24 protein-coding genes are annotated in these 25,951 nt (G+C 35.8%); 7 read left to right on the plus strand and 17 right to left on the minus strand.

The genetic code is table 11. The features are described from left to right. Window positions 1-3 precede the first annotated feature (3 nt). The 7 genes from BD809_RS13985 to BD809_RS14015 form a co-directional block, all read right to left on the minus strand. Window positions 4-1,167 (minus strand): sigma-54-dependent transcriptional regulator, encoded by a 1,164-nt coding sequence (locus BD809_RS13985; RefSeq protein ID WP_148783603.1) that lies wholly within the window; start codon window positions 1,165-1,167, stop codon window positions 4-6. Further along, on the minus strand, window positions 1,167-2,000 hold the full coding sequence (locus tag BD809_RS13990; RefSeq protein WP_148783604.1) for a hypothetical protein: 834 nt from the start codon (window positions 1,998-2,000) through the stop codon (window positions 1,167-1,169). Before BD809_RS13990 ends, BD809_RS13985 begins: the two co-directional genes overlap by 1 nt. A gap of 102 nt (window positions 2,001-2,102) precedes the next feature. Next, on the minus strand, window positions 2,103-3,017 hold the full coding sequence (locus tag BD809_RS13995; RefSeq protein ID WP_211356728.1) for a mechanosensitive ion channel family protein: 915 nt from the start codon (window positions 3,015-3,017) through the stop codon (window positions 2,103-2,105). A gap of 1 nt (window position 3,018) precedes the next feature. After that, complete coding sequence (locus BD809_RS14000; protein ID WP_148783605.1) at window positions 3,019-4,317, minus strand: ABC transporter permease; 1,299 nt, start codon at window positions 4,315-4,317, stop codon at window positions 3,019-3,021. Next, entirely contained in the window at window positions 4,310-5,239 is a 930-nt protein-coding gene (locus tag BD809_RS14005; protein ID WP_148783606.1) for an ABC transporter ATP-binding protein, read from the minus strand. Before BD809_RS14005 ends, BD809_RS14000 begins: the two co-directional genes overlap by 8 nt. A 344-nt stretch (window positions 5,240-5,583) precedes the next feature. Beyond that, on the minus strand, window positions 5,584-6,699 hold the full coding sequence (gene dnaJ, locus BD809_RS14010; RefSeq protein WP_148783607.1) for a molecular chaperone DnaJ: 1,116 nt from the start codon (window positions 6,697-6,699) through the stop codon (window positions 5,584-5,586). Between the two features lie 7 nt (window positions 6,700-6,706). Next, window positions 6,707-7,258 (minus strand): nucleotide exchange factor GrpE, encoded by a 552-nt coding sequence (locus BD809_RS14015; protein WP_148783608.1) that lies wholly within the window; start codon window positions 7,256-7,258, stop codon window positions 6,707-6,709. A gap of 163 nt (window positions 7,259-7,421) precedes the next feature. Here BD809_RS14015 and BD809_RS14020 point away from each other — a divergent pair, with 163 nt between their 5' ends. After that, a complete protein-coding gene (locus BD809_RS14020) occupies window positions 7,422-8,093 on the plus strand; it encodes a YceI family protein (RefSeq protein WP_148783609.1) in 672 nt (223 codons plus the stop codon). Window positions 8,094-8,182: 89 nt separating this feature from the next. Here the strand turns inward: BD809_RS14020 and BD809_RS14025 are convergent, their stop codons facing one another. The 3 genes from BD809_RS14025 to BD809_RS14035 form a co-directional block, all read right to left on the minus strand. Continuing rightward, entirely contained in the window at window positions 8,183-9,100 is a 918-nt protein-coding gene (locus BD809_RS14025; RefSeq protein WP_148783610.1) for a TIGR01777 family oxidoreductase, read from the minus strand. A 113-nt stretch (window positions 9,101-9,213) separates the two neighbouring features. Then, on the minus strand, window positions 9,214-9,885 hold the full coding sequence (mnmD, locus tag BD809_RS14030; RefSeq protein WP_148783611.1) for a tRNA (5-methylaminomethyl-2-thiouridine)(34)-methyltransferase MnmD: 672 nt from the start codon (window positions 9,883-9,885) through the stop codon (window positions 9,214-9,216). 11 nt (window positions 9,886-9,896) lie between these two features. Then, entirely contained in the window at window positions 9,897-10,403 is a 507-nt protein-coding gene (locus BD809_RS14035) for a DUF4920 domain-containing protein (RefSeq protein ID WP_246131543.1), read from the minus strand. 176 nt (window positions 10,404-10,579) lie between these two features. Between BD809_RS14035 and BD809_RS14040 the strand changes: the two genes are divergently transcribed. Further along, entirely contained in the window at window positions 10,580-11,647 is a 1,068-nt protein-coding gene (locus BD809_RS14040; RefSeq protein WP_148783612.1) for a branched-chain amino acid aminotransferase, read from the plus strand. Between the two features lie 64 nt (window positions 11,648-11,711). Here BD809_RS14040 and BD809_RS14045 read toward each other — a convergent pair whose 3' ends face one another. Both BD809_RS14045 and BD809_RS14055 read right to left on the minus strand, forming a co-directional pair. Further along, window positions 11,712-12,098 (minus strand): pyrophosphohydrolase domain-containing protein, encoded by a 387-nt coding sequence (locus tag BD809_RS14045; RefSeq protein WP_148783613.1) that lies wholly within the window; start codon window positions 12,096-12,098, stop codon window positions 11,712-11,714. A 324-nt stretch (window positions 12,099-12,422) separates the two neighbouring features. Then, complete coding sequence (locus BD809_RS14055) at window positions 12,423-14,468, minus strand: dipeptidyl-peptidase 3 family protein (protein WP_148783615.1); 2,046 nt, start codon at window positions 14,466-14,468, stop codon at window positions 12,423-12,425. A 184-nt stretch (window positions 14,469-14,652) separates the two neighbouring features. On the opposite strand from BD809_RS14055, the gene BD809_RS14060 reads away from it, so the two are divergent. The 3 genes from BD809_RS14060 to BD809_RS14070 all read left to right on the plus strand — a co-directional run bounded on the left by BD809_RS14060 (window position 14,653) and on the right by BD809_RS14070 (window position 17,549). Beyond that, complete coding sequence (locus BD809_RS14060) at window positions 14,653-15,684, plus strand: SRPBCC family protein (RefSeq protein ID WP_148783616.1); 1,032 nt, start codon at window positions 14,653-14,655, stop codon at window positions 15,682-15,684. Window positions 15,685-15,738: 54 nt separating this feature from the next. Then, window positions 15,739-16,104 carry a fluoride efflux transporter CrcB gene (crcB, locus tag BD809_RS14065; protein ID WP_148783617.1) on the plus strand — a complete coding sequence of 122 codons (366 nt, stop codon included), beginning with the start codon at window positions 15,739-15,741 and terminating at the stop codon, window positions 16,102-16,104. A gap of 284 nt (window positions 16,105-16,388) precedes the next feature. After that, window positions 16,389-17,549, plus strand: coding sequence for an outer membrane beta-barrel protein (locus BD809_RS14070; protein ID WP_148783618.1), 1,161 nt, complete (start codon window positions 16,389-16,391; stop codon window positions 17,547-17,549). 32 nt (window positions 17,550-17,581) lie between these two features. Here the strand turns inward: BD809_RS14070 and BD809_RS14075 are convergent, their stop codons facing one another. Continuing rightward, window positions 17,582-18,199 (minus strand): DUF1684 domain-containing protein, encoded by a 618-nt coding sequence (locus BD809_RS14075; RefSeq protein WP_246131544.1) that lies wholly within the window; start codon window positions 18,197-18,199, stop codon window positions 17,582-17,584. 119 nt (window positions 18,200-18,318) lie between these two features. Between BD809_RS14075 and BD809_RS14080 the strand changes: the two genes are divergently transcribed. Beyond that, window positions 18,319-19,554 carry an MDR family MFS transporter gene (locus tag BD809_RS14080; RefSeq protein WP_148783619.1) on the plus strand — a complete coding sequence of 412 codons (1,236 nt, stop codon included), beginning with the start codon at window positions 18,319-18,321 and terminating at the stop codon, window positions 19,552-19,554. Here the strand turns inward: BD809_RS14080 and BD809_RS14085 are convergent. Together BD809_RS14085 and BD809_RS14090 are read right to left on the minus strand one after the other, a co-directional pair. After that, window positions 19,551-19,748 (minus strand): DUF1328 domain-containing protein, encoded by a 198-nt coding sequence (locus BD809_RS14085; RefSeq protein ID WP_148783620.1) that lies wholly within the window; start codon window positions 19,746-19,748, stop codon window positions 19,551-19,553. The two genes, BD809_RS14080 and BD809_RS14085, sit on opposite strands and share 4 nt — an antisense overlap. Before the next feature lie 528 nt (window positions 19,749-20,276). Then, a complete protein-coding gene (locus tag BD809_RS14090; RefSeq protein ID WP_148783621.1) occupies window positions 20,277-20,714 on the minus strand; it encodes an Lrp/AsnC family transcriptional regulator in 438 nt (145 codons plus the stop codon). A gap of 116 nt (window positions 20,715-20,830) precedes the next feature. Between BD809_RS14090 and BD809_RS14095 the strand changes: the two genes are divergently transcribed. Further along, entirely contained in the window at window positions 20,831-21,214 is a 384-nt protein-coding gene (locus BD809_RS14095) for a hypothetical protein (protein WP_148783622.1), read from the plus strand. A gap of 95 nt (window positions 21,215-21,309) precedes the next feature. Here BD809_RS14095 and BD809_RS14100 read toward each other — a convergent pair whose 3' ends face one another. Together BD809_RS14100 and BD809_RS14105 are read right to left on the minus strand one after the other, a co-directional pair. Continuing rightward, complete coding sequence (locus tag BD809_RS14100; protein WP_148783623.1) at window positions 21,310-24,753, minus strand: methylmalonyl-CoA mutase family protein; 3,444 nt, start codon at window positions 24,751-24,753, stop codon at window positions 21,310-21,312. Window positions 24,754-24,953: 200 nt separating this feature from the next. Further along, on the minus strand, window positions 24,954-25,931 hold the full coding sequence (locus tag BD809_RS14105) for an MBL fold metallo-hydrolase (RefSeq protein WP_148783624.1): 978 nt from the start codon (window positions 25,929-25,931) through the stop codon (window positions 24,954-24,956). Between the last annotated feature and the right edge of the window lie 20 nt (window positions 25,932-25,951).

Below are 25,951 nucleotides of genomic sequence, written 5' to 3' on the forward strand. Positions count from 1 at the left end.
TTTTTACTTAGCTGCAAATAATTTCACATCATCTTCACTGATTTCCTTGCCTCCCAGTATGATCAATCGTTCTACCACATTACGCAATTCCCGAATATTACCTGTCCAATCATATTGCTGTAATTGCTTGATCGCTTTAGGAGAAAAGGTTTTTAATGACATACCTTGCTGCTCAGCAATCTTTTTCGCAAAATATGCTACCAATAACGGGATATCTTCTCTGCGATCATTAAGCGCCGGAACTTTAATTAAAATTACTGCCAAACGATGGTATAAATCTTCTCTGAATTTATTGTTTTCTATCTCTTTTTTGAGATCCTTGTTTGTCGCAGCTATAATTCTAACATCTACTTTAATATCCTTATCGCTCCCAACTCGCTGAATTTTATTCTCTTGTAACGCACGTAAAACCTTAGCTTGAGCTGACAAACTCATATCCCCGATTTCATCAAGGAAAATAGTACCTCCGTTGGCGGCTTCAAATTTTCCGGCGCGATCCTTATTTGCCGAGGTAAAGGCGCCCTTTACATGTCCAAACAATTCGCTTTCTATCAACTCCCCCGGTATGGCTGCACAATTCACCTCGATCATCGGACCTTTGACACGTTCACTTTTTTGATGAATCCAATGTGCAACTAATTCTTTACCTGTTCCATTAGGTCCGGTGATTAGCACACGTGCGTCTGTCGCAGCTACTTTCTCAATGATATTTTTAATATTAGAAATGGCCTTAGAGTCTCCAATCATTTCATAATTTTTGGACACTTTTTTCTTCAGCATTTTATTTTCAACTACGAGTTCTTTACGATCCAGTGCGTTACGTACGGTGTTAAGCAATCTATTGAGATCAGGGGGTTTAGAGATGTAATCAAAAGCTCCTAAACGCATGGTGTTTACAGCAGTATCCAAATCACCATGTCCCGAAATCATCACCATGGGAATCTCAGGTTTTATTTTCTTAACTGCTTCTAAAACCTCAACCCCATCCATTTTGGGCATTTTAATATCACACAGAACAAGATCAAAATCTTCGTTTTTAATCATTTCTACTCCAGCTAAACCATCGGCTGCTTCAAAAACCTGATAATTTTCGTTCTCTTCGGATAATATTTTGAGCAGGACACGTCTAATTGCGGACTCATCCTCTATTACTAAAATTCTTGCCATTATATTTTCAATTTGATTCCGCTACGAAGATAAAACGTATTTTCATCATTTATAGTAAGTACATTCTCCTGATCTCCATTACGGAAACGGATCTCATTGCTTAAGGTGTATCCGCCATACGCATAAAAAAGAATGTGTTTTGTAAAAAAGTGTTCGTACCCAACGGCTCCGAGAATAGCTAACATCGATACATTCTCTGCTACTTGAGCTACACCATCCTTATCAATAAAACTTCTATTGCGTTGAATATTCCCATAGAAACGATCTAAACTGGCAAATAATTGCACCGTGTTCTTTTCGTTTATAATATGTTTGATATTAGTTTTAGGAGTTCCTAAAGAATAGGACCAGTTTGGGTGAAACTTTTTATAATAGTTGATTATAGGCAACGGAAAGTTTATACTTGACGGATAGGTAAATTGAAATCCTAGAATAAGACGAGAGGGTTGACTCACTCCCTCACCTTTTCTACTCCTGATAAAATAAGAGGATATGGTATATCTAAAATCATCAGCTTCTATCTGATTATTTTCTATATTTGAAGAAAGACGCGTACCAAATTTTGCTCCAAAACGCCAAGCTTTACTCATTTTGAATGTATATCCTACCTCTAAACCAATGGTATGAAAATCATCCAGACCACTTTTATTAAAACCTCCTAAACCTTCAGTTCCATCTTGAATATCAAGGGTATTGAGTCGATACTGCGTACCAACGACAAGATAGGACCCTTTATCGTTTAATTTAAAAGGAATATTAGCTAAAAACCTAAAGCGGCTATACAAATTTTTACTGTTTGCTTGCGGAATGTTGGCATATTCTAACCTTGCCAAATCCGTGCTTTGAGCCAATGTTGAATTGGGTAAAAATATAAAAAAGGCTAATAAAAAAATGTAGGTTAAAAATTTCGGGTACAAATGGGTGTTCTTCATAAATTAGTTCATTTCGTTTTTGGTTACCGTTTGGTTGAACATATGAACGTCGCGTTGAGGGAACGGTATCGTAACATTATGCTCTCTGAACAAACGATCAATCTCAAATCGTATTTCACTCTTCGGGATAGCACTGGAAAAACTATCATTGAGCGTGAAAATAATTTTGAAATTTAACGAACTATCTGCAAATTCCGTAAAAAGCACTAAAGGTTCTGGGCTTTTTAAGACATTTTTATTATTTAATGCTGCTTTTATTAACAGATCCTTAACCAGGTTTACATCGCTTCCGTAAGCAACCCCTACTTCTACAGCTTCTCTGGTCAGCGTACCATTTTGCGTCCAATTATATAAGGTGGAGGTGAGATATTTATGATTGGGTATAACAAGTACTTTATTGTCTATAGTGACTGCTCGTGTTGTACGAAGTTTTATTTCTTCAACACGCCCAACTTTGCCTTCTAATTCAATAATATCTCCTACATGCACGGTTTGATCTACAAAAATAAAAATACCTGAAATTATATCCTGAATAAGTGTTTGCAACGCCAATCCTACACCGACCAACAAAGCCGCCGAAGCAGCAAAAACAGCCGTAATATTGAATCCAATACTATCCAATGCTACCAGCAGAACAATTACATTGACAAAATATTTGAGAAATGAGAATACCGACACAAACTTTACCCGGCTCTCATGAGGCAATTTGCGCGTAGCAACACGACTGATAAATTTTAAAACAATCGAAGTAGTAAGAAATATAAAAACTACAAAAAGCAATAACCAAACTGTAAGAACTATCGGATCCTTATCATCACCAAAATGAAAAATCTCATACAGCAAAAATTCCCTGATGGTTCCCCAAACATCTTCTTTGATTACTTCTTCAACCTGATCTGCTATTTTCTCTTGAATCATTTTAATATTTTAACCATTTCCATATCTCCTTGTAGCTTGCTTTCTTGCCATACATCAAAATACCTACGCGGTAAATGCGACCGGCAAACCAAGTCATAAAAATAACACTTCCGAATAGAATTAGTACCGAAATCACAATTTCATACCATGGTACTCCAAAAGGGATTCTCATTAACATTACCACTGGTGATGTAAGTGGTATCATTGAGAATATGGTAGAGACCGTACCATGCGGATTTTCGATTACAGAGAAAAAACCAACATAGATACCTAACATCAAAGGTATTAAAACGGGTAACATAAATTGTTGTGAATCTGTCTCACTATCTACCGCAGCTCCTATGGCAGCATAAATAGAACTATACAAGAAATATCCCCCTACAAAATAAACGAAGAATAAACAGACTAAGAAAATAAGTGGCAACCGAAGAATATCTTGGAGTAAGAGTCCGATTTCATTACTGTTCGACTGCACTGCATCTATCGCAGCTCCTGAGGCAACCGGCGACGGACTTACCTCAAAGAGAGAACTAGTGATAAGTAGTAAAACACCTCCTAGAATTACCCATATCAAAAACTGTAGCATTCCGGCAAAAGAAGTTCCCAGAATTTTACCCATCATAAGTTGCATGGGTTTAACTGAAGATATAATGATCTCAATAATACGATTCGATTTTTCTTCAATTACCGATCTCATTACCATATTACCATATATAATGATAAACATAAACAACAAATATCCTGCTGCACCTCCAAAAAACATTTTTACGTAGTTCGACATTTTAGATGTCTTCTCTCCCGTAAAATTTTCTATTTGAATATTCACTTTAGCTCTAGAATTTTCTATAGTAGTCAAATCAAATCCTTCCTTTTCAAAGTTTTGATTTGTAAGTTTTGTTGCAATTAAATCTTCTATTGGATTAATTACAGAAAGATTAGGAGAATCTTCGGCGTAAAACTGAATTGCCTTTGACAATTCTGCGTTAGTAGATTTTAATGGTATATAAAGTAATCCATAGAGTTTTTTAATTACTACAGAATCTTTTGCATCATTAAGAGATAACTTACTGTAATCTAAATAGCGAACATTTTCGGTATTTTTAAAATCTTGAATAAACTTCCCGGTTTCATCGACCAAGGCGATCTCTCTAATTTCATCATTATTAAGCGTGGTTAACCAAGAAATGACTCCGATCATACCTATTAATATGAGTGGACTTAGGAAAGTCATAATAATAAAGGTTTTATTACGGACTCTTGAGATAAACTCTCTCTTTATTATTAAAGGTAAATTATTCATTTTCGGAAATCGTTTTTATAAATATTTCATTCACCGTTGGAATCACTTCGTTAAACCGTACGATTTTTGACTTTGAGGCCAAGTACCCCAGTAAATCATTCGAATTTGCAGATGCGTCCAGTGTTATGTTAAGTTTTAATTGCTCGTCAATAGTCTTAAAATATGCAGGCGTTACTTTAAATTTTTGAGCTAGCTCCCCAGCCAATGCTTCCTGGTTATCACTATGAAGACCGACTTCAAAGGTATTGGATTTATATGCTTTTTTGATATCTGAAACTTTACCGTCCAAAATTTTCTTTGACCGGTTCAACAGTGCCATGTGATCACATAATTCTTCCACACTTTCCATACGATGTGTTGAAAAAATGACAGTAGCTCCTTCATCTCGTAATTGCAAAATTTCATCTTTAATCACATTAGCATTAATTGGATCAAAACCACTAAAGGGCTCATCAAATATTAATAACTTAGGCTGATGGAGAACGGTTACAATAAATTGAACCTTTTGGGCCATTCCTTTTGACAGCTCCTGAATTTTTTTATCCCACCAATGTGTAATTTCGAATTTATCGAACCAATATTTTAAGCGTTGGTTCGCTTCCTTTTTTGAGAGTCCTTTAAGTTGAGCCAGATACATGGCTTGCTCGCCCACCCGCATAGATTTATACAATCCTCGTTCTTCCGGCAAATATCCGATATCTTTAATATGCTTAGGTTGCAGAGGCTCCCCATTAAGAAAAACAGCTCCACTATCGGGCAATGTTATTTGATTGATAATTCTAATTAAGGTAGTCTTACCTGCACCATTTGGCCCCAAAAGGCCAAAAATACTTCCGGCAGGTACTTGTATGGACATTTCTTCTAACGCGGTAAATTCCCCAAAACGCTTACTTACCTGTTTTGCCTCTAAAGCTTGAGTCATAAAATTTTAATTATAAGTGATGAATATCGGACTCTACATATATCCTTATTTAATTGGGCTACATGCTTTATTGAGAATTAGGTTATAAAAATACTATTATTACTTACAAACCGAAGCTTTTTTATCAAAATCTAAAAAATAGTCACCTGATGAATCTTACCAGACCTTTATGCTCTTAAAAACAAAACCCACCCTGAATACTAAGTATTTAGGATGGGAAAAAAATTGCTATGAAAAAGAAAAATTATCACCATTAAAAATAGTGATGTTTCAAATATACGAAATTTTCTTAATCATAAGTTAATGTTATATATGTAATTCCTACAAACTGTTTAATTTACAGTTTAAGAAAACATGTCTTTTACTTTCTCAAAAAAAGATTTATCTCCGCTATCAGGACTAGGCTTAAAATGATCATCTTGAGACATACGTTCAAAAAACTCACGTTGTTCTTTATTTATTGTCTTAGGCGTCCATACATTGACATGAACCAAAAGATCTCCCTTACCATATCCATTAATACTAGGGATACCTTTGCCTCTCAATCTTAAGATCTTTCCACTTTGTACACCTTCTTCTATTTTGATTCGTACTTTACCGGTAACCGTATCTATCTCACGTGACGCCCCTAAAACAGCTTCAGAAAAACTTACATATAAATCGTAGTGTAAATTATCTCCTTCACGTTGCAAATAAGGATGTTCTAAAACTTCAATAGCGACCAGTAAATCTCCAGGTACTCCATTGCCCGGTGCATCATTCCCTTTACCAGATACTTTGAGCTGCATACCTTCTTCTACTCCGGCAGGTATTTTAATACTTACCGTCTCTTCAGCTACTTTTAATCCCTGAGCATCAGCATCAGCTGGCTTTTGGTCAATCATTTGCCCTGATCCGCCACAAGTAGTACATACAGAAGCTGTTTGCATTCTTCCCAGAATCGTATTGGTAATTCTGGTTATCTGACCAGAACCATTACAGGTAGCACATGTTTTGTAAGTGGTCCCCGAGGCTTGAACCTTACGTTTTACCTTTATCTTCTTATCAACACCGTTGGCTACTTCTTCAAGCGTCAACTTTACACGTATGCGCAGATTGCTACCTTTGGCTCTACGTTGACCACCGCCACCGCCGCCAAAACCACCGAAACCGCCAAAACCGCCGCCACCGAAGATATCACCAAACTGGCTGAAAATATCATCCATGTTCATGCCACCGCCGCCGCCGAATCCACCACCTTCAAAAGCTTGGTGTCCGTATTGATCGTAACGTTGACGCTTATTTGGATCACTTAAAACCTCATAAGCCTCAGCTGCTTTCTTAAATTTTTCTTCAGCAGTTTTATCTCCTGGATTTTTATCCGGGTGAAATTCTATTGCTTTTTTTCGATATGCTTTTTTGATTTCGGCTTCAGTAGCATTTTTACTGATGCCTAAGATATCATAAAAATCGTCTTTCATATACTTATTATTGTCCGGTGACTACTTTAGGAAATCTTATAATCCTGTCTCCTAATTTATATCCTTTCTCCACGACATCCACAATCTTACCTTTGAGATCTGCTGTTGGCGCCGGAATCTGAGTAATGGCTTCGTGCTCATCTGCATCAAAGGTATCTCCCGCGGCAACATTCATTTCTGTCAACCCTTTTGAAACCAATGTTTCTCTGAGTTTATTATGAATTAATGCAACGCCTTTACTCAAGTTCTCATCTTCGGACTTTTCAATTTCCTTCATGGCACGGTCAAAATCATCCATAACCGGCAACATCGATGACAAAACATCCTGACTTGCAGTCTTGAAAAGCTCTAAACGTTCTTTGGACGTTCTTCTCTTATAATTTTCAAACTCAGCAAAAAGACGTAAGAATTTATCCTTTTCTTTCTCTAACTCCTCTTTGTACTGCGTCTCTTTATCTTCATCAACCGCTTGGGTATCTTCTACTGTTTCTTCTACTGTCGTTTCAAGAAGCTCTTCTTGATCCTTAACATCTTCCGACTGTTTGTTTTTCTTACTCATGTAACTCGTACTTTTAATAAGTTTTCTTTTTCAAGGTGCAAAAGTACTGCCATTTTTTAATTAATGTCATAATGTCATTGTAATATTTTAGCATATCTTTATGAGTATTCCGTTTAGAATAAAATAATTTTGATGTTAATTAAATCTTATAATTAACTACATTATGAAAACTAAAGTCATGAGTGTGTTTGCTGCGGCAACACTTTTAATTACTGCTATTTCCTGTAAAGGTGAAAATAAAAATGAAACCGATGCTGCGGCAGCTGAAGCTGTAAAAGAAGCTCCTATGGAGGCAGCAACATATACTGTTGATACAGCTTCCAGCACTATCGAATGGGTAGGTTCAAAACCAACTGGAGAGCATACGGGAACTATTGCTGTTAGTGATGGTATGATAAAAGTAAACGCTGACAAAATTGAAGGTGGCACTTTTACTGTTGACATGAAGACCATTACAGTTACTGATCTTGAAGGTGACGATAAAGCAAGTCTTGAAGGACACTTAAAAGGTGAAGGTGAAGGAAAAGAAGACCATTTCTTTAATGTAGCACAGTACCCTACTGCTAATTTTGAAATCACCGGAATTTCTGAAAAAGAAGGTAAGACTATGATCGATGGGAATTTAACCATTAAAGGCGTTAAGAAAAACATTTCTTTTCCTGCTACTACTTCGATGGAAGGAGATATGATGAGTTTAACTTCTGAAGAATTCACAATTGATCGCACAGAATGGAACGTAAACTACGCTTCGAAATCTGTGTTCGAAAATTTAGGCGATAAATTTGTTAATGATGATATCAAATTAAAGGTTATGATCAAAGCTAAGAAAGCTTAATCACTCCCTTCAACCGTAAAATTTAAAATCCCAATGAAGCGATACTTCATTGGGATTTTTATTTCATTTAATTCCTGACTGCAACGATACTACGCTGCCTCGTTGGCTACAATTTCTTGAATTGCAACCGCTATATTATCAAAATTGTAACTAAAACCTGTTTCCAATATTTTTTCACAGCTCACGCGTTGACTCTCGAACAGAATAGTATGCATTTGGCCTAATATCAATTGCATCATAAATTTTGGAATATTAGGAAGTATTATCTTTTTATCCTGCTTTTTAGCAATAATTTGTATCAATTTTTGATTTGAAACTGGATTGGGGGCTACTGCATTATAAACACCGCTCAGTTCTTGCTCCAGTACGTGCATAAACATACGTGAAAGATCATCTAAATGAATCCAGCTCTGCCACTGTTTGCCACTGCCAAAAGCTGCTCCCAAGTTATATTCTATGGGCTGTGCCATTTTGGGATAGGCTCCTCCTTTTTCTGATAAGACCAACCCAATGCGTAAAATACTCACCGACACCCCGATTGTTTTAAATCGGTTTACTTCTTGCTCCCACTGTTGTACAACAGACCCTAAAAAACCTTTGGCGCGTTTTTCTGTTTCTTCGTCATAATAATTTTGCAGTGAATCCGGATAAATTCCGATAGCACTTGCAGATATAATTTGTCTTACAATATGTGTTTTTTGTTTTAAAGTATATAAAAGTAATTTTGCCGATCGTGTTCTACTTTCAATTATTTCTTCTTTATAACTTTCTGTCCATCGCTTTGCAACGGTAGCACCAACCAAGTTAATTATAACCTCAACGCCATCAATACAATCCTCATCAATAATACTTTTTTGCGGATCCCAGTAAAATCCTTTATAATTTGGTTTATTTACCAGTTTATCTTTGCTGGTCGTTAAATAATGTACCACAAAATTCGATTCATGACATAATTTAACAACTTCTTGACCTATCATACCGGTAGCACCGGTGATTAAAACTTTCATAAACTGTTATTTGTGTGAAATTACTATCCCTTTTTGGCATAAACAATGTCTTTATTATAGGTTTAACAATGGTTTAAGGGAAACTCTTACCAAAAATAAATGATGTTAATATATCATCGTTTAGTAGCGCGCAACATCTCTCTTTTACCGGGAGGTCCGGGAAGGCGCTCTACTATAAAGCCAACTTCCTGCATCGCCCTGCGTACACTCCCTTTTGCTGAATATGTTACCAATATACCATTACTTCTTAAGGCATTAAACATTTTTTTAAAAATCTCTACTGTCCATAACTCAGGTTGTACCCGCGCCCCAAAAGCATCAAAATAGATAATATCAAATTCATTGTTACTAGCAATTTCAGAGAAGAATATTTTTCTTTTTAAAAGTGTCAAATGATCTGAGATTTTATGCCTTTCTTCCCATGACGTTGTATGCAAATCTGAAAATAAGCACTCGGCAGCCCCATCAATTTGTGCAACATAGTTCATAGCAAGAGCTTCATTCAATTGCACCGGATATGCCTCGACCCCTGTATACTGTATCTCAATGCTGCATTTTTTTGCTTCTAAAGCTGTTATAAAGGCGTTGAGTCCTGTTCCAAAACCGATTTCCAGAATACTAAGTGTCCCAACCTTGTTTTTATCTAAGTAGTAGTGTAAACCTGTTTGAATAAATACGTGATATGCCTCGTTAACCGCTCCGTGTAGCGAGTGATACTGCTCATCCCAATCAATAAGTTGAATGGTTGTAGATCCATCGGCGGTTTTAACTATCTTTCTTTTCAAAGTATATTCCCTTAATTCTTCAGCAATACACCGTCTGCAATGAAAGAATAGGTCCTTTCAGGTTGCGTAATTTGCGAAATTTCTTCTTCTGATTTCCCGGCATCTTCTGCAAAATGCTTCTGATCCTCAACAGAGGAAACTGCTATAAAAGCTTTACCTTGTGCTATAATCGTGTCGTTTTCTATATCCTTTGGCATAAAAAATCCGTAATCTTTAAAAGTCACTCTTGCTTCGGTTGAATCATTCACGTTCACTTTCATCCAACATCCTTTTGATTTACAAACTGAATTTACGGTACTTGAAAGTGTGAGCTGTATAGTATCTCCTACTACCATATCGTTATACACATCATGTAAGTCTGACGCTGTCAAAATAGTCGCATCGTTCAAAGAAGCTCCAAAAGAGGTATACATTTCTTTATCTAATTCTTGAACCTTGCCGGATTGGCTATCCTTTTGGAAGGATGTACACCCTAATACGAATGATAGAAACGAAATAAAAACATACATTTTTTTCATAATTCATTATAATTTTGTGAATTGTTAAAAATAAGCATTTTAAAAATTCTCAATTTATTTAAAATCGGTATTTTTGTTCTCAATCACATGTATAGCTAAAGGACATTTTCAGTTTACTGATCTCTACAAAAGTAGGTAACATATATTCTATTTTCTATACCCTTAAAATTAAATTGATGGAAAATACAATTACAGACTCAATTAAGATTACACCAATAACAACATCTAAGTTAGATAAAGTTGATTTTGACAATCTTAGTTTTGGTAAAACATTTACAGATCACATGTTTGAGTGCGATTTTAAGGATGGTGTCTGGCAAACTCCTCAAATCAAACCCTATGGTCCGTTGACTATAGATCCATCTGCACGTGTTTTTCATTATGGACAAGCTGTTTTTGAAGGTATGAAAGCATTTAAAGATGACAAGGGAGATGTGTTTTTATTTAGACCGAAAGATAATTTTAACAGGATTAATATATCAGCTAATCGTTTAGCAATACCTTCTTTTCCTGAACAATATTTTATGGAAGGGCTTAAGCAATTACTAAAGATTGATGAGAAGTGGATTAAGTCAGGAGCCGGAAATTCACTTTATATTCGTCCATTTGTAATAGCTACGCAAGCTTGTGTATCTGCTGCAGAGGCTAATGAATATAAATTCATGATCATTTGCTCACCCGCTCAAGCATATTATGTAGGAGATGTAAGCGTGCTTATTGCTGAGAAATATAGTCGTTCTGCTAATGGTGGCGTGGGATATGCAAAAGCAGCAGGAAATTATGCGGCACAATTTTACCCTACAAATTTAGCCAAAAAAGAAGGCTATCAACAAGTAATCTGGACCGATGCCGATACGCACGAGTATATGGAAGAAGCAGGTACTATGAATATTTTCTTTAGAATTAACGATACGCTTTTAACAGCACCGATTAGTGATCGCATCTTGGACGGAATCACACGTAAAAGTTTACTGGAAATTGCTGAAAAAGAAGGAATAGCAACCGAAGTACGACCCATCAAGGTTAACGAAATTGTCAAGGCCGCAGAAGATGGCGGTTTAAAAGAAATGTTTGGTGCAGGAACAGCGGCGGTAATTAGTCCGATTAAAGCTTTTGGCTATAAAGGCAATCATTACGAAATCAAACGACCAGAAAAAGCATTTGCTTCACATCTCAAAAAAGCATTAATGGACATTCAATATAACTTGACTGAAGATCCTTACGGATGGAGGGTTAAATTGTAATGATACTTTTTAATAAAAAAATCCGTCGTAAACTATGCTGCGACGGATTTTTTTATTGATTATACTACTTATCCATAATCTGTTGTAGATTAGGTTTAAAATAATTGGGTCCTTTGAGCACCTTACCATCTTCTCTATAGATCGGATGTCCGTCCTCTCCTAATTTGCTCATATTACTTCGCTGGATTTCATCAAAAACTTCTTCAATTTTATGTTGCATACCGTGCTCAATAATGGTACCGCATAAAATATAAAGCATATCACCCAAGGCATCAGCAACTTCTACGAGATCATCATTTTGCGCAGCTTCCAGATATTCTTCGTTTTCTTCTTTCATCAATTCAAAACGCAATCGATTTTTTGCATGACCTAAATTTGCTTTGGGTTGTTCTCGATATCCAATTTTAAATGCAGTGTGAAAGGTCTGAACAGCAGCTATTTTATTTTTCATATACTTTAATCTTTTAACGAAGTGTTCCCTATTTTAAACTGAAACTAAATCGTAAGTTTTATCTTTGCGTAAAAATAGAAAAATATGTTTAGTTCGGGTCAATTGCTATTTGCAGTATGTTTTGTAATTGCTTTTATCGTTATCATGATTTTTGCGTATCGAAAAGACATTAGATTGCATCGCAAATACTATAAAGGCAGTCTTTATATCCTGATCGGCTTTGTCTGCTTTATTGCTATTCTGTTTGCACTAAAGGTCTATCTTAAAAATTAAAAAAGGATGCTGCAAAACAACATCCTTTTAATCATACTGTATGAGAAGTAGTTAATTAACTTCTGGTAAAAAATTATATTGTTTACTGTAGTCTATCATTTGAGAGACAAAATTATCGGGCTGGGTTACTTTAATCGCTGTGATTTCTCCCGCATCATTGGTCTCTGGAACTAATACCGGATTTACGAATCCACTGTATGGTGCAGATTGAAATTGCTCATTTCTTTGCAGCACTTCTTTGTGAATTTCCTGATCAACTTTTACCCCGTAACCTTCAACCAACGCTTCAGCAGCAGTGTAATCTCCTTCAGATTTTATGCGTTGAGTTTCTTTAAGTAATTCACCAAAAATAGATCGAAGTTTCGCATAATCTTTAATATCAAAATACGTTTTTCCATCACGTGTAACTTTTTCAATCACTCCTTCTTTTTCTCCTTTTTCAAAAGCCCAGGCACTCACCCACTGTCGGTTACGCATATGTGCTTCTTCAACATCATCTCCTACATTGAGGCGTATCAATTGCGTCATTAATCCATTTCTGATATAACCGTCATAAGCTGCTTTACCAACTTTTTCCCAATCATCAACCAGACCTAGTTCTTGTAATTTAGGATCCATTAAATAGTATAAGCCAACTAAATCTGCTCTTCCTTCTTCCATCGTAGAAGCATAATTCTTTAAGGTCTCTTTAGTCTCCCCAATACCCGGATTTAATTGTCCGGAGGCATGACCAATCACTTCATGTAAGGCTGTATGTAACTTATCTGCTACCTGACCGTATTGCTCTTCTAACACATACTCTTCCTCATCATGTACAAACTCTTTAAGTCTTCCTGTGCTCCCTGCATTATTATATGCATTTATAATATTTCCTAAAGAAACTGATTTAGAACCCACTGCTGCGCGAATCCAGTTAGCATTTGGTAAATTCACTCCGATAGGCGTACTTGGAGACGCATCTCCAGCTTCACCAGCAACCGTCACTACCTTGTATGTTACACCAACAACACTATCTTTTTTATGTGCTTCCATCAAAGGAGCGTTATCTTCGAACCATTGTGCATTTTCTGACAAAACTGCCATTTTTTCACTCATATCAAAATCTTTGATTTGAACAATGGTTTCATAAGATCCACGATACCCTAAAGGATCATTATACACTTCAATAAAACTATTGATATAGTCAATATTTCCTTCGGTAGCTGCTGTCCATGCAACATTATAATCATCCCAGGTTTGTAAATCTCCTGTTTTGTAATATTGTATCAGCAAGCCAATAGCATCTCCCTGCGCTTTATTTTCTGCTACTGTCTGTGCTTTTTCCAACCATTTGATAATTTCATCAATTGCTTCGCCGTATAATCCTCCAGATTTATATACACGCTCCTTTAAAACACCATTTTCTTTGACTAATTGTGAATTTAAACCAAAGGATAAAGGCTTACTTGGATTAGGTGATTTCTTCTTAGCATAAAAATTAATCACGTCATCGTTAGTTACCTTTGGCCCATAAAAGTTAACTGCAGAGGCTGCTACATTATCAACACCTTTGGCTTGGTTAACTTTTTTCTTGTCTTCATCATTGAAGATAACTTCATAAGCTGCTTTTGGCAATTCAGTTTTTGTCGCTGCCAAGAGCGTACTCAAATAATCTCTGTCGAATTCTGGCTTGATCTTATCATTACTGTAATGGTGATGAATACCATTAGAAAACCAAACTCGCTTTAAGTATGTCTTAAAGGCATTCCACGACACAGTGCTTTTGTCTCCTTCATAGGTAGTGTACACATTTTCAAGCGCTTTTCTAATCGTAAGATTATGACGGTAGTTCTGATCCCACATGATATCTCTACCACTTAATCCTGCTTGAGTTAAGTAATACACTAATTTCTGCTCCTTCAAACTAAGATTTTCCCATCCCGGAATCTGGTATCTTAGAATTTTAAGATCTGCAAACTGCTCTACAACATAATTGAATTTGTCCTCTGATACAGTTTCATTTGTTTTTTCCGAATTATTAACCTCTTTTGAATCATTCTTACATGATATTGCTAATCCAATAAATGCTAATAAAATTATAAATTTACTAAGTTTCATATAAATTTTAAATTGTTTCCAGCAAATGTAAGGAAATAAAACATTGCCTAAAATAGCTAAATATATAAGTATAACATCATAAAATTCATAAAAGGAATCTACAGTAAAAACTCTTAGGATAGGTAAAAACTTACAAATTCAAAATTGCTTATATTAGCTGATTAAACAACATAAACTAACTATCATGAAGATTATTAAATATTTATTTTTCCTTCTTTTGCTTGTTATCATTGGTGGTGTGATTTATATCGCAACAATTGATGGAGACTTTCATGTGGAAGAAAGCAAAGTCATCGAAGCTCCGGATGAGCTTATCTTTAGCACTATAAACGAATATAAAACTTGGGAGAATTGGGGTCCATGGATGGACAATTCTGACGATTTTATTATGAGTTATCCGGATCAAACCAGTGGCGAAGGCGCATCCTATAGTTGGAAAAGTGAGTCTCAGGGAGATGGAAGCATGAAAACAATTAAAACAGCTCCTTTTACAAGTATTGATCAATCGATAACGTTTGTAACACCCATGGGCGAAAGTACCAGTGATGTGTATTGGAAATTTGAAAAAATTACCGGAAATAAAACCAAGGTTACCTGGGGAATGAAAGGTGAACAATCCTTTATGGAAAAAGCCTTTTGGGCCACCCAGGACAGCACCGTTTCTTCGACGCTTCGTCCTATGTATCGCGAAGGATTGGAAAATCTCGATGAATACTTGAAAAAACAGATGAAGGTGTACGCTGTAAACGTTGATGGCATCACTGAGCATGGTGGTGGTTTCTATATGTACAATGCTACTGCATCCTCCATAGCGGCAATTCCGCAAAAAATGTCACAGATGTTACCTGCTGTAAAAGCATATATGAGACAAAACAATCTCCCACAAACTGGTATGCCTTTTACCTTATATAATGAATATAACGAAGAACAAGGAACTGCAATTTTCTCTACAGCAATACCTACCAGAGACAAAGTAGTGACTCCAAAAGAAAGCGCTATTCTATGTGATTTCTTACCGCGTCAAAAAGCAGTAAAAGTAACGTTAACCGGAGATTATACCAACCTGAAAGAGGCTTGGGACGCAGGACGTGCGTATATTGCCGAGAATAGTTTGGAGACCGCTCCAAGCCCGGCGTTTGAAGTATATAAAATTGACCCGGAGCTACAGCCAAATCCCGCAGAGTGGATAACAGAAATATATATTCCTGTAAAATAAATTCTAAAGCAGCAATATTTCAAAATAAATATTGCTGCTTTTTTTATATCATTGATGAAAAATATTTTATTAATTTTTGTTGGAGGTGGTGTTGGTAGTATCTTACGCTACTGGATCAGTAAACTCCTCAACAACACTTCCTTAGATTTTCCACTAGGAACGCTCGCAGTAAATATAGGAGGAAGTTTATGTATTGGGGTAATTCTAGGAGTTCTAATAAAAACCAGCGAATTAAATACATCTCTTACTTTATTATTAGCAACAGGATTTTGCGGAGGATTTACTACATTTTCTACGTTCGCTTACGAAAATCAACATTTCCTTAAGAATGGTGATTTTCTATCATTTGCACTATACACCACAACCTCTATCGTATTAGCAATAGCTGCCGTTTTTATTGGCATATATCTAACAAAATAACACACTTCATCAAAGTTTTGAATTCTAAAAAAATTACCATACATACTTGGTGTTTGTTTCAATATCAACTACCCAGATCGGACAATTACTATGCTTTTTTGTTATGAGCAGGCACACAATCGATTTCATTTTATCAAATTTCGATATTTTAAATATTATACCCTTATAAAAATAGGGTGTTTATCTATATTTTAATAAAAATTACATGCTACACCCATTATTAAATAGGGTTATTGTTGTAAAAACTTAATTTTAAAGTCAATTAACCTTAAAATTAACTTATTATGACCAAAAACTTAGCATCGTCTTTTTCAATTAAAACAGGAATATTCCCATACGCTATTCTTTTTTTTCTTGCAGTAAAAATAACTGCGCAAGAGGCTGTCACCACACCCGATCTAACCGACGCCTCTAATTTTTCGTATTCTGGTAGTATTGACACCTATTACAGATATGGTATTGACTCCCCCAATCGTCAAATTGAAGATTCATATGTTGTCTCGGGAACAGCATTTGCAAACAGGAATGGATTTGCTCTCGGCATGCTTAATTTAAACTTAGAATACATCTACAAAAATACAGGAGTCGTTGCCGACTTGGTTATTGGTCCCAGAGGTGAAGAAGCTGTTTTCTTATCAGAAGATGGTTCCCAAGTAATTAATCAGCTGTATGTCTATTGGAACCTTAACAATTCTATCAAATTCACTTTAGGAAACTTTAATACGTTTTTGGGGTATGAGGTGATCTCTCCCAAAGATAATTTCAATTACTCAACCTCGTATATGTTTTCTTACGGACCTTTTTCTCACACAGGAATAAAAGCAGATTTTAAACTTAACACCTCATGGTCTCTGATGTTGGCAGTATTAAATCCTACAGATTTTACAGAAAGTAACCCATTTGATACCTATATTTTGGGAGGACAGCTTGGGTATAGTCTCGGCAAGTATTCCTCTTATTTAAATTTTAGATATGGAAATGAAGGTGCACCACAAACTGTAGAACCTACTTTTCAAGTAGACTGGACGACAGGTTTTGACTTTACCAACCGATTATACGCAGGACTTAACGCCACATATCTAACCAGAGGAACTGACGCCAGTGATGAATCCAGTGGCTTTTATGGTATAGCATTGTACTCTCAATACAGCACCAGCGATCGCTTTGCTATAGGAATCAGGGGAGAGTACTTTTCTCAGTATAACTATGATCTCGTAACTTTTGAAGAAGTGACAGGAACTCCTATAAGTTCCCCTATTGCTTTTGACAATGATGGTGATGGAGAGGTTATCGCAATTACTTTGACCGGAAACTATTTTATAGGAAATCTGGCACTAAAACCTGAACTACGCATAGATCATTCTGAAGACACATTCATTGATAGCAATTATACAACATCTAGCACACTCAGCTCTTTTTTGATCGCGGCAATCTATAAATTTTAATTCTACAAGTAGCACCCTGTAGGTTCCTATTCTTAATTATCTACCGGGTGCTTCTCGTTTATTTTAACTCCAGCCAGTATCTCTAAGTCAAGATGATTTTCTTTTGGTGGTAAAGGACAGGAATACCGCTCATTGTAGGCACAATTTGGATTGTAGGCGGTATTAAAATCTATCAGTATTGAATTTCCTTCCGGAATTTTGAGGTCAATATATCTGCCTCCAAAGTATGTTGTTATTCCATTGGACAAATCTGTAAACGGTAAGAATAGATAGTCTTCAAATTCTGGTTGCGTTTTTAATTCTTGATTTTGATAGATATTAAGTATATAAGGCGTCTTATTTATTTGAAAATGCGCTTCCCCGAATTTAACATATACAGATTCACTTTCTGTACTTGTCTTCATTATAAACGGTGTTTCATAAGGCGTGCGTACAAATTTTGCCTTAATGCACATCGCAGTGTTTATCTCAAAAAAATCTAAAGACTCAAAAGTAGATAAATCCTTTTCAAGCAAAGGACTGGTCTCTTCTGAAATAAATTTCTTGTTCAAATCATTCTGAAAATATATGATTCGTTTTATATTAACAGAGTCTTGCGCTGACGCTATTACTGAAACAAATACCATACTAATCAAAATAATTCTTCTCACTTCCTTTCAATTTTTTGCAAAAGTACAAACCATTCAAAGATAACGAGTTAATATTATCAAAAATTATATTTTTTGTACTAATTTTATTCCTTTTTTATTCGATTCTAAAGTATCTAATCTTGCAAAAACTATTTAGAAATTATATTCAATCTTTCTCCGGGCTTTCTCGCGAAATTTGGTGGCTCGCGCTCATTACATTAATCAATCGTTCGGGCGCTATGGTCATCCCATTTTTGTCGTTGTACCTTACCGATGATTTGAATTTTAGTTTATCACAAGTAGGCTGGATAATGACTAGTTATGGACTGGGATCATTTGCAGGAGCTTGGTTAGGTGGAAAACTCAGCGAAATCATCGGGTATTTTAAGGTGATTTTAGGCTCCCTCTTTTTAACCGGAATTAGTTTTATTATTATTCAATATTTACATAGCTTCTGGAGTATCTGTGCTGGATTTTTCATTCTCATACTTATTGCCGATACCGCACGTCCGGCGTTTTTTATCGCATTAAGTGCTTATAGTAAACCAGAAAACAAAACACGATCGCTAACCTTGATTAGATTAGCGATTAACCTTGGTTTTTCTATGGGACCTGCTGTTGGTGGAATCATAATAGCCAGTATTGGCTATTTTGGACTATTTTGGATTGACGGTATCACTTGCATTCTGGCAGGATTTCTAATGATTTATACGTTAAACCCAAAGAAAACTAAAGAAGTGGATAAAGAAATTGTAGTTCAAAATCCGCTCCCGGCACATCTGGACTGGGTATACGTAGTTTTTTTAATCGCTCTGGCAATTTTTGGTTTTATTTTTGTCCAGTATTTCTCTACTGTACCTTTGTATTACAAGGAGATCCATAAACTAAGTGAAGAAAAAATAGGGTTACTGTTAGCGCTGAATGGAGCAATGATTTTTGTTTTGGAAATGCCTTTAATTGCTTACCTGGAAAAAACATCTATTTCAAAATTGAATCATGTAATTATAGGATCTGCACTCACTGGAATCAGCTTTTTGCTAATGCTTATAAGTCCGTGGGCAGGTGTATTAGTTATAGGAATGATAGTAGCTACCTTAGGTGAAATGATTTCATTTCCTTTTGGTAATGCTTTTGCTTTGGAGCGTTCAAAATTAGGAAAACAAGGAGCGTACATGGGACTGTATTCTATGTCTTTTTCGATTGCACACATTTTGGGACACAATTCAGGAATGCGACTGATCGAAAATTTCGGCTATACAATCACCTGGATAACCATGGCATTCTTAACACTCGTCGCTCTGCTTTTATTATTTAGTATACAAATTTCCATAAAAAAATATAGCACTGAAGTGTGTACGGTTAAATCGAACAATTAGTCTATAGTAGCACCGTTGACTCGGTTACTACTTTTATAAAATAGTGCTTTAGCTAATAAAGAGATTATCAGAAAATCAATTGCAACTATAAAGAGAATTCTGAAGATTTCTATACCTGTAAAACTAAATCCGCCAAAACCTAGGACGCCCGTAATTATAGACGCAATTAGAAAATGAATCGAATACTTTTTCATGAGTTATGTTTTCTTCAAAAATCAAAAAAAATAGATTCACCTGTTACAACAAAGTGCAAATTAATACAATATTAACCTGAAAATCTTAACGTTAACAGTATGCACGTTAAAATTTCACAATAAATTAATCATAGAAAAAGCGCTCAAATGAGCGCTTTGTTTCTAGTTTAGGGCAAATTATATACTCTCTTCAGTCGTTAGATTCGGGGTCTTCTTACCAATGTCCTCACATATAACTTGATCCTGATATTTAGCTAAATTAAAATACGTTAGTCATGTCGTCACACAATAAAATATTCTAATCTATACTGAATACCTTTTTAATTTTGTATTACCTAAAGATAAGAAAATAAATCTTACATTTTGAAATAAAATTTTAAAAATTTTAAAAAAAGTACGTTAAAGAACACTATTAATCGACGAAATACCGTTTTTATTAACATTTATAGTAAACTAAGCGATATTGATAAAAGCATAAAAACACAAAATACTAGTAGTTTTAGTCTTTATTTTACACCCTTATATTATTTAAAGACGCTTATTGATTGGATTATTTTCAATTAAGCTACTTAATATGATATGAGTCTTTGCTTCTCCATAGGTAATCAAACTGTCAATAAACTCTTGTAAGTGCATTTGATCTTTGAGAACCACTTCCATAATAATATTTTCATTACCGGTGATACGATAACAGCTTAATACTTCGTCAAACTCCTTTACCTTAATCAAAAAAGGTTGCAACCTCCCCATAAACGCTTTTAAAGTAATAATAGCTTTTAGTTGATACCCTACTTTAAAATAGGAAATTTTGGCTCCATATCCTTTGATGATATCCTCGTCTTCCATCCTCTTAATTCGCTCTGCAACTGCTGGAGAGCTCAGTCCTATCGCTCTTCCTATTTCAGCATTACTAATGCGTGCATTAGTCTGTAAAAGTTTTAATATCTTCCAGTTTACGCTATCCATTATGTTTTTTAAGTATTTACTTTAAAAATTTTAGTTAATAAGGCAAAATAAACAATTTACTTTAATTTCGAAAGCTATCGCTCTTTTAGATCTTGTATTTTTATAGATAGTAATCTATGAGGAATTTATCATCACATACTAAGCTTTACAAACAAGCGCACGATATTTTACACTTGTCGCGTCAGATAGCTCTCTATTTGACTCCGGACTTCGTTGCTCTTGAGAGTGACGGCAGTGAAAATCCACACGTTTATTATACAGGTGATATTATTAAACACTCTAACGGACTGTATCCTGAAATTTTAAAAGCAGAGAATCAACCTTTTCAAGAAGATCGTGTAAAGTCAGCCAATGCTCTTTCAAAACTCATTCAACGCTTGACCTTTGCATGTGAGCGCTTAGAGAAAAGTAGCAGCAATGGTCGGGATTTTATAATCTTACTACGCAAGGAGATTAAGAAATTTCGTCGACTACAGCGTAATTGGATGACAACTTTATAATTTTTAAATAGCATATTCACAAAAGACAAAAAGATAAAGCCTTGTTTACAAAAAGTATACAAGGCTTTAAATAATTTATATAATGATGTTTTGTATTACATATTTCTACGGTACTGTCCTCCTACTTCGAATAAAGCTGCTGTAATTTGACCTAGGGAACAAACTTTGGTAGCCTCCATCAATACTTCAAAAATATTCTGATTATGAATAGCTGCATATTGCACCTTATCCAAAGCTTCTTTTGCATAAGATTCCTTAGCCGTGTGTAAATTCTTGAGAATTGTTATTTGATATTGCTTTTCATCCTCTGTAGCACGAATAACTTCTCCCGGTGTAACAGTTGGTGAACCTTTTGAACTTAAAAAGGTGTTGACTCCAATAATAGGAAATTCACCATTATGCTTTAATGTTTCATAGTACAAACTTTCCTCTTGTATCTTGCTACGTTGGTACATTGTCTCCATAGCTCCTAATACACCACCTCGCTCCGTTATACGATCAAATTCAGTCAACACAGCTTCTTCAACCAAATCTGTAAGTTCTTCTATGATGAATGAACCTTGAATTGGATTTTCATTTTTAGTTAAGCCTAGTTCCTTATTAATGATCAGCTGAATTGCCATAGCACGACGCACCGATTCCTCAGTTGGTGTAGTAATCGCTTCATCATATGCGTTTGTATGCAATGAGTTACAATTATCATAAATAGCATACAAGGCTTGTAAGGTTGTACGGATGTCGTTGAAGTCAATCTCTTGTGCATGCAGCGAACGACCAGAAGTCTGAATATGGTACTTCAACATCTGCGCTCTGGAGTTGGCTCCGTATTTATTCTTTAGTGCTTTCGCCCAGATTTTACGTGCCACACGACCGATTACTGCATATTCGGGATCAATACCATTAGAGAAAAAGAATGATAAGTTAGGTCCGAATTTATTAATATCCATTCCACGACTCAGGTAATACTCCACATAGGTAAAACCATTGGCCAGTGTTAGAGCCAATTGAGTAATTGGATTTGCGCCCGCTTCGGCAATATGATACCCTGAAATAGATACAGAATAGAAGTTACGCACTTGCTTTTCAATAAAATATTCTTGTACATCTCCCATGAGGCGTAATGCAAATTCGGTAGAGAAAATACACGTATTTTGTGCCTGATCTTCTTTTAGGATATCTGCCTGAACAGTTCCTCTTACAACATTGAGCGTTTTTTCTTTGATCTCCTTATAAACCTCTGCAGGCAATACTTGATCTCCTGTAACACCTAGCAACATCAATCCAAGTCCGTCATTACCTTCCGGTAATGGTCCTTGGTATTGTGGTCGATCAACACCTTTATCCTTATAAATTTTTGAAATCTTAGCTTCAACTTCAGCCTTTAATCCATTTTCTTTAATATACTTCTCACAATTTTGATCAATCGCAGCGTTCATAAAGAAACCAAGAAGCATTGGTGCGGGACCGTTAATTGTCATACTTACCGATGTCATCGCATGGGATAAATCAAATCCTGAATATAGCTTTTTTGCATCATCCAAACAACAAATAGAAACCCCCGCATTACCTATTTTACCATAAATATCAGGACGTTTATCAGGGTCGTTACCATAAAGTGTCACCGAGTCAAAAGCTGTAGATAATCTTTTTGCCGGCATCCCCAAACTCACATAATGAAATCTGCGATTGGTACGCTCCGGTCCACCTTCGCCCGCAAACATACGTGTTGGATCCTCTCCCGTACGTTTAAAGGGATACAAACCTGATGCATAAGGAAACTCACCAGGTACATTTTCTTGCAAACACCATCTCAAAACATCACCCCATGCCTCATATTTGGGAAGCGCTACCTTAGGTATTTGTGTATGCGATAATGATTCTGTATGCGTTTCAATCTTTATTTCTTTGTCCCGAACCTTAAATGAATAGATTGGATCCTTATATTTTTGAACCTTTTTATCCCAATTGATAAGGATTTCCCAATTATAAGGATCAAGGTTTAATTTAACCTTTTCAAACTGATCAAATAATAAGTTTAAAAAAGGACGTGTATCGTCGGTACTGTGCTTGAGTACAATTTCCTGATCAATCCCTGCTTTGGTTAGCAATGCATCTTTTGAAATTTCTACATCAACAACCGATAAAATTGTTTGATAGATTCCGTACAATCGTTGTGCCACACTCACCTGAGTATCCACCGTATTATCGTAAGAACGGTTGCTTTCAGAAATTTCTGATAAATAGCGGGTTCTACTTGGTGGAATAACAAAAATCTTTTCTGACATTTCTTCAGAAATATGAAAGTCAGACTTAAGATCAGCATTTGTTTTCTCCACAACCTTATCCATGATTGCTTTGTATAAGGTATTCATTCCAGGATCATTAAACTGAGAAGCAATAGTACCATACACCGGCAGGTCATCTTGAGGTGTATCCCATAGATTATGGTTACGCATGTATTGTTTTTTTACATCCCGTAATGCATCCAGTGATCCTCTTTTATCGAATTTATTAATTGCTACCAAATCCGCAAAATCCAGCATATCAATTTTTTCTAACTGCGTTGCTGCTCCAAACTCCGGCGTCATCACATATAAAGAAGTGTCGCTATGTTCTAAAATTTCGGTATCTGACTGTCCGATTCCGGATGTTTCCAAAATAATGATATCGTATTCTGCCGCTTTAAGCACCTCAATAGCTTCAGCTACATATTTTGATAAAGCTAAGTTTGATTGTCTAGTCGCCAACGAACGCATATACACTCTGGGAGAATTAATCGCATTCATTCTGATCCTATCACCTAATAAAGCTCCTCCAGTCTTTCGTTTAGAGGGATCTACAGAAATGATTCCGATGGTTTTATCCTTAAAATCGATAAGAAAACGTCTTACTAATTCATCAACCAGTGATGATTTACCGGCACCACCAGTACCTGTAATACCAAGGACCGGAGTTTTGGATGTTTTATTTTTAGCATGTATTTGCTCCAGCGTATCTTTAGCGATTTCGGGAAAATTCTCTGCAGCAGAAATTACGCGCGCAATGGCACCGGCTTTCTTTTCTGCTAAATGATTAGCTTCTCCATTAAGCCTGTTTCCAATAGGAAAATCTGACTGTTGCACCAAATCATTTATCATACCCTGAAGACCTAATGATCTTCCATCATCCGGAGAATATATGCGTGTTATACCATAATCCATCAATTCTTTGATTTCTTCTGGTAATATCACACCTCCTCCTCCACCAAAGATTTTAATATGTGTCGCCCCTTTTTCTTTGAGCAGATCATACATGTATTTGAAATATTCATTATGTCCTCCTTGATAGGATGTCATCGCTATAGCATTTGCATCCTCTTGAATTGCACAATTTACAACTTCTTCTACGCTACGATCATGTCCAAGGTGAATCACCTCAACTCCTGTTGACTGGATAATACGACGCATAATATTGATCGCGGCATCGTGACCGTCAAAGAGTGATGCTGCGGTAACGATTCTTACTTTATTTTTAGGCTTATAAGGTGCTATTTGTTCCATCGATAATAAATACTTGATTTGAAGCTTCAAATTTAAGAAATTCGCACCTATATCGCCCTTTTTTACAGAATAATATAACAGTTATTTTATCAGTCTTATAAAAGCAAATCGTATTTGAAAGAATAAAACCGATACAACACAACGATCCGATTAATAAAGGAGTTTAATCTTTGACATAAAACCTGATACTATTTTCCTGATTAAAGTGGTAAAATCTGATTAGTAGAGGTAAAATTATATCCTTCAGCTTCCAGCTTCTTTCGTGCAGTATGCTCTGCATTGAGCATAGGATTACTATGATTAAAATGGATAAAATAAATTTTTGACTTCACCGCGCTGGTAGCATCTTTAAAAATGGCTAAAGTTTCTTCTATAAAAGGATGAGGGACTTCAGACATGGGTCTTGGAATTTCTCCATCTTTATAAAAAGTAGCATCAATTATAGCATAGTCTACCATCTTGACTTGCTCTAGTATGGATTTTGACCATTGCGACCATTTATTGATATCCGGTATAAAAAGAGCTGTTTTGCGTGTACCCTCAATTATATACCCCACAGTTTCAGAAAACTCATCCCGATGCGGAACCCTAAAAGGAGTAATTTTCAATGCTGGTGTGAGCTCCTGAGTCCTCTCATACGCTAGTGGAAATAACTGAATGTTCTTTACATCAACAAGCTGCGACCAAGGTCCGTTGTTCTCCAAAAACCCTTGCATCTTAGGCATTACATACACAGGAATGTTTTTTGCTCCCATTGCTTCTCTTCCAAAATACATTAATCCTGTATAATGACCTATATGCGCATGCGTCAAAAAAACGCCATCAATGATACGTGGATTGTCCGGATAATATGCTGAAAGGATAGCTAACTGTTCGGGCATATCAGGTGTCGCCTCGATCAAAAATTTCTTTTCTGCATCCTGATCTACGATACCTAAAGAAACAACAAGCTCTTTATTAATTAAATTATTTTTAAGTGCTTGATATTCTTTTACATTATTTATATGAGGATAGCCTCCATCTTTATTTATATGAGGATAGCCTCCATCTTTGGCTATGCCTAGTACAACCATATACTGCAATGGTAATTCTTTACCAAAGTCAGGATCGCTGGACGCATCTTTTTTGCAGCAACAAAGTAATGACCCTATCAAGAAAAGCAGTAAATTTGATCTCATAATGCTAAGATAACCATATT

It is taken from the genome of Aquimarina intermedia (genome assembly GCF_008124785.1).
GTDB classification, from domain to species: Bacteria; Bacteroidota; Bacteroidia; order Flavobacteriales; family Flavobacteriaceae; genus Aquimarina; species Aquimarina intermedia.